Here is a 5,247-nt window from a genome sequence, read left to right as displayed (position 1 = left end):
GCGGTAAGGGGCGGAAAACAGGGGAGGGAACATCGGCCACGAACGGGGGAGTTGGGAAACGAGGCAGCCGTTCCTGATGCGGCGTGTGCGATCGTCGGAGTAATCTTCCTTGATCGTTGGACGGTCCCAGAAAAGGCGGGAAAGAGGCGGTGCGCGGGTGAGCTCGGGAGGGCTGGAGCTACCCCCCGGTGAGGCAGGTCACGAGGGGGACGCAGGCGACATCCCGCCGGGGGTGGTGTCCGTCGCACGCCCGATGGAGATCGGCGTGGAGCTGGACTGGGGCGCGGACGCGTGGGCCGAGGTCCGTACGCGCGCACAGCGCGCGGGCCGCGCCTACATATGGCTGAATCTCGTCGAACAGCGGATGCGGGCCGTGGTGGCCGCCGTGCTGCGCCCCATCTACGAACCGCACCACGGCGAGGACTGGGTGATCGCCGCGGCGGGACCGGCGGGGCAGGAGTGGGTCCAGCGCGCCGCCGCCGTACGCGAGGTCTCCCGCCGCAAGGGCTACCTCCTCGACCCCGCGGACGACAACGTCCTCAGCTTCCTCACCCTGCCCCAGCTGCGCGAGCTGACGGTGCAGCACTGGCCCTGCTTCGAGCCGTACGTGGACGACCGGCGCGAGCTGGAGCTCGTCATGGACGAGCTGGAGGTCGCGAGGAACGTCGTCTCGCGCAACCGCGCCCTGTCCGAGACCGTCCTCGCGCAGGCCGAGCGGGCCTCGGTCCGGCTGCTCGCGATGGTCGGCGGCGGCGGCGCGCCCCCCGACGGGTACCGGCTGCCGGTCGACGCGGTCGAGGACCTGGTCGGCGAGCGGTACGCGGACGTCGTGTCCGTCCATCCCGACCGGGTCAGGCTCCAGCGCGAGTTCCCCGCCGAGGACCTGTTCGGCGCCGCCCGCCGGGTCGACGCGATCGGCATCGGCCTCAACCTGCTCGTGCAGAACTTCTCCGGACGGCGGCTGATCAGGCTCGCCGAGTCGGGCTGCCGGGTCCGCCTGCTGTTCCTCAACCCGGCCAGCAGCGCCGTCAAGCGGCGCGAGCGTGAGCTCGGCCTGCGCAAGGGCGAGCTCAGCCGCACCGTGGAGATGAACATCCTGCACATGCGCCGGGTCAGGTCGAAGCTCCGCGACCCCGGCGCCTTCGAGATCCACGTCTTCGACGAGACTCCCCGCTTCACCGCCTACCTCGTCGACGGCGACGGCCCCGGCGGGCTCGCCGTCGTCCAGTCGTACCTGCGCACGGCGCGCGGCATGGAGACGCCGGTGCTGGTGCTGCGCGGCGGCGGGCGCGAAGTGGTGCGCTCGGGCCGGGACACGGAGCACGGGCTGTTCGAGGTGTACCGCGAGGAGTTCGAGACGGTCTGGGGTGATTCGCGCCCGGTGTCCTGACGGCCCGTCGTCCACGCGCCGCGAGGACCGCCCCGGCCGCGTTGTCAGTGCCGCGTGCGAAAGTGGGTCAGCACGTCGGAAGTCACGACACGGCTGGACGCGGCGGAGCGGCATGGCGGCACGGTGAGGGGAAGTCAGTATGACGTGGCACGGGGGACCGCTGGCCGGTTTCGATCTGGAGACGACGGGGACCGAGCCGCTTGAGGCCCGGATCGTGACGGCGGCGGTGGTCGAGGCGGCCGGCGGCGAGGTGGTGCGGGGGCGGACCTGGCTGGCGGACCCGGGGGTGCTGATCCCGGCTCAGGCGTGGGCCGTCCACGGCATCAGCAGCGAGCGGGCCGCGGCCGAGGGCAGGCCCGTCCGCGAGGTCGCCGCGGAAGTCGCCGACGCGCTGCGGGACGCCTGGGCGCGCGGCGTCCCCGTGGTCGCGTACAACGCGCCGTTCGACCTGACGCTGCTCAGCGCGGAGCTCAGGCGGCACGGGCTGCCGCCGCTCGGGCCGCTCGGCCCGGTGATCGACCCGTACACGATCGACCGCGCCGTCGACCGCTACCGCAAGGGCAAACGGACCCTGGAGGCCGTCTGCGGCGAGTACGGCGTGGTGCTCGACGGGGCGCACCAGGCCGCCGCGGACGCCCTCGCCGCGGTCCGGGTCGCCACCGCGATAGCGGCGCGGCACGCGGCGGTCGCCGCCCTGAGCGCCCAGGAGCTGCACGGGCGTCAGATCGCCTGGTACGCCGCGTGGGCCGAGGACTTCGAGGGCTTCCTGCGCCGCAAGGGCAACGCGGACGCGGCCGTCGACCGCGACTGGCCGCTGCGCGCCGGGTTCGCGCCGGCCGCCGACACGGGTACGGGCACCGCCACGGGCACCGCCACGGGGCTCTGAGCCGGGGGAGCGGGCTCAGAAGGGGTACCAGCGGACCGCCGGGTCCCCCGCGCGCAGCGAGGCCACCCGCCGCCGGAACTCCGCGAGCGCCGCCGGGTTCGCCGGGGCGTGCTGAGCCACCCAGGCACAGCTCGCGGTCTCCCGCGCGCCCCGCAGCACGGAGCACCCGTCCCAGGTGCGTACGTCCCAGCCGTACGCGGCGGTGAACGCGTCGTAGGCGGCGGCGTCGAGGCCGTACCGGTCGCGGGACAGGGCGAGGACGACCAGGTCGTGCTCGCGCAGATCGCAGGAGAAGGTCTCCAGATCGACCAGGACGGGACCCGCGGGGGTCACGTGCACGTTGCGAGGGAGCGCGTCGCCGTGGATCGGTCCTGGCGGCAGATGCGGCGTCAGGGCCGCCGCCCGCTCGGCGAAGCCGTCCCTGCGCTCCCGCAGGTACGCGGCGTCCGCCGGGTCGATCGCGTCCCCGGCCAGCCGCAGCCAGCGCTCGACGCCGCCGAGCAGTTCCCTGCGCGGCAGCGTGAAGCCGGCCGGCACGGGCAGCGCGTGCACCTGGCGCAGCAGCGGCGCGAGATCGGCGGGCACGGCGGGGCGTACGGCGTCCGGCAGCCGGTGCCAGAGCGTCACCGGGTGGCCTTCCACCGTCCGCGCGTGCGGCTCCGCGGCGCGCACCGTGGGCACGCCCGCGTCCGCCAGCCACCCGGCGAGCAGCACCTCGCGCTCGGCCCGCTCCAGCAGCTCGGGGGCGAGCGCCGAGTCCCGGCCCACCTTCACCACCAGGTCCCCGGTCCTGAAGACCGCGTTCTCGCTCAGCGCGAGCAGCTCGGCGGCGCGGGGCAGCCCCGCGGCCTCCAGGATGTCTCTGGCCAGGGCCTCGTCCATGGATGATCACTCGCTCACAGGTGCCGGTGGTGGGTGTCTCGACCGACCACCCTCTCACCCCGCCGGGACCGCCCGGCCACCGCGCCGGGCCCGCGCTCGTGCCTGGCCCCTCGGGCGCCCCGCCCGTCCTATCGTGTGTTCATGACCGTGTCGTACGCCGTCCTGCTGCGCGGGATCAATGTCGGAGGCCGCGGGAAAGTGCGCATGGCCGAGCTGCGCGAGACGCTCGCCGGGCTCGGCTACGACCGGGTCCGCACGCATCTCCAGAGCGGCAACGCGGTCTTCGAGGCCGCGGAGCGGGACCCCGAGGCGCTGCGCGGGCAGATCGGGGCCGCGCTGCTGGGCCGGTTCGGCTTCGAGGTCGGCTGCGTGGTGCGCGACGCGGCGTACCTGCGGGCCGTCGTGGACGACTGCCCGTTCGACGCGGCGGCCCTGGAGGGCAGGCAGCTCCATGTCACGTACTTCTCCGCACCCCTCGGGCCGGAGCGGCTCGCGGGGATCGACCCCGCCGCCTACCGCCCCGAGGAGTTCCGGCTGGGCGACCGCGCGCTGTACCTGTACGCACCCGACGGCCTGGGCCGTTCCAGGCTCGCCACGGCGCTCGCGCGGCCGGGCCTCTTCGCCGGGACGGTCGCCACCAGCCGCAACTGGAACACCGTCGTCAAACTGGTGGAGCTCACCCATGGCTGACCCCTCGCCCGCCACCTCGGCCGTCATCGAGGCGGAACTGCGCTTCCTCGACCCGGCCGTGCACAGCTCCCCGCTGCTGCTGGGCGCGCTGCTGCACCCCGACTTCCAGTCGTTCGGCTCGTCGGGCCGGTCCTGGAACCGCGAGACGCTCGTGGGCGAGCTGCGGGCCAGGGGCCCGGCCACCGCGCCCGCCACGGTGTCCGGCCTCCGCGCCGTGCAGATCGCCCCCGACGTGGTGCACGTGACCTTTGACTCGGATGTCAACGGACGCAGGGCGCACCGGAGTTCGGTGTGGTGGCGGCGCGGCGGCGAATGGCTCCTCTACTTCCACCAGGGCACGGCGTTCACTCCTGGGGAAGTGCCTCCGCAGGAGTGAACCGGGCCGCCCTCGCGCCCCACCGCCCGTCCGTACGGGAGATCAGCACCGGGTGGTCGAAGCACTTGCTCACCCGGTCCGTGGTCAGCACCTCGTCGGCGGGCCCGGCCGCCACGCACTGCCCCTCGCGCAGCAGCATCGCGTGCGTCGTGGACGCGGGCAGCTCCTCCAGGTGGTGGGTGACGAGGACCGTGGCCAGCTCGGGGTGTTCGAGCCGCAGGGCGTCCAGGGCGCTCAACAACTGCTCGCGGGCCGCCAGGTCGAGCCCGGTCGCCGGCTCGTCGAGCAGCAGCAGCCGGGGCCTCGGCATCAGCGCGCGGGCGATGAGCGTACGGCCCCGCTCGCCCTGCGACAGCGTCGGCCAGCGCGCGTCCTGCTTGCCGCCCATGCCCAGCATCGCGAGCAGCCGCAGCGCGCGCTCCGGCTCCCCGGCAGGCGGGGACCAGCGCGGCACCGGTTCGACCGAGTTCGTCAGGCCGGTCAGCACGACGTCGGCGACCCGCAGGGGCGAGCGCAGCGGATGCCGCGGATTGACGTGCCCGATGGACGTGCGCAGCTCCCGCAGGTCCACCCGGCCGAGAGTGCGGCCCAGCACCTCCACCCGGCCCCGCGTGGGGTGCGTCAGGGCGCCGACCATGCCGAGCAGGGTCGACTTGCCCGCGCCGTTGGAGCCCAGCAGCGCCCAGTGCTCGCCACCGCGCACGGTCATCGACACCGAGTCGAGCAGCAGCCTGCCCTGGCGTACGACATCGATATCGGTCACTTCCACGACGGTGGGGGGCTGGGGCGCGGTGTCCTCGGCGGTCATACGGGTGCTGCTCCTCGGTCGTTCGGCTCGTGATGCGTGCGGGGGCGCGGGGGATCGCGGCGGGTTCCCCGTACCGCCGGTGTCTCCGGCGCGGGACGTGCGGCGGCGGGGGGGGGGGGCGCGCGGGGGGGGGGGGGGCGTCGCCGCCGCCCGCCGCGGTGGCCCGGCCGTCCGTGACGACGACGAGGAGCGCGCGCCGTGCCGGGTCCCGCAGC

6 protein-coding genes are annotated in these 5,247 nt (G+C 74.6%); 4 read left to right on the top strand and 2 right to left on the bottom strand.

Annotated elements, in window-relative coordinates; translation table 11 throughout:
• Positions 1-157: 157 nt before the first annotated feature.
• A complete protein-coding gene (locus LCE31_RS36350; protein ID WP_225022193.1) occupies positions 158-1,390 on the top strand; it encodes an SAV2148 family HEPN domain-containing protein in 1,233 nt (410 codons plus the stop codon).
• 139 nt (positions 1,391-1,529) lie between these two features.
• A complete protein-coding gene (locus tag LCE31_RS36345; RefSeq protein WP_225022190.1) occupies positions 1,530-2,276 on the top strand; it encodes an exonuclease domain-containing protein in 747 nt (248 codons plus the stop codon).
• 15 nt (positions 2,277-2,291) lie between these two features.
• Here LCE31_RS36345 and LCE31_RS36340 read toward each other — a convergent pair whose 3' ends face one another.
• Positions 2,292-3,158 carry a phosphotransferase enzyme family protein gene (locus LCE31_RS36340; protein WP_225022188.1) on the bottom strand — a complete coding sequence of 289 codons (867 nt, stop codon included), beginning with the start codon at positions 3,156-3,158 and terminating at the stop codon, positions 2,292-2,294.
• A gap of 141 nt (positions 3,159-3,299) precedes the next feature.
• Here LCE31_RS36340 and LCE31_RS36335 point away from each other — a divergent pair, with 141 nt between their 5' ends.
• A complete protein-coding gene (locus LCE31_RS36335; protein ID WP_225022186.1) occupies positions 3,300-3,848 on the top strand; it encodes a DUF1697 domain-containing protein in 549 nt (182 codons plus the stop codon).
• Positions 3,841-4,224, top strand: coding sequence for a nuclear transport factor 2 family protein (locus LCE31_RS36330; RefSeq protein WP_225022184.1), 384 nt, complete (start codon positions 3,841-3,843; stop codon positions 4,222-4,224). The genes LCE31_RS36335 and LCE31_RS36330 overlap by 8 nt, the downstream gene beginning before the upstream one ends.
• Here LCE31_RS36330 and LCE31_RS36325 read toward each other — a convergent pair.
• Complete coding sequence (locus tag LCE31_RS36325) at positions 4,193-5,032, bottom strand: ABC transporter ATP-binding protein (RefSeq protein WP_225022182.1); 840 nt, start codon at positions 5,030-5,032, stop codon at positions 4,193-4,195. The genes LCE31_RS36330 and LCE31_RS36325 overlap by 32 nt on opposite strands.
• Positions 5,033-5,247: the final 215 nt, after the last annotated feature.

The organism is Streptomyces sp. 8L, from assembly GCF_020176795.1.
Taxonomy (GTDB): domain Bacteria; phylum Actinomycetota; class Actinomycetes; order Streptomycetales; family Streptomycetaceae; genus Streptomyces.
This window is presented reverse-complemented; position numbering and strand designations above follow the sequence as displayed.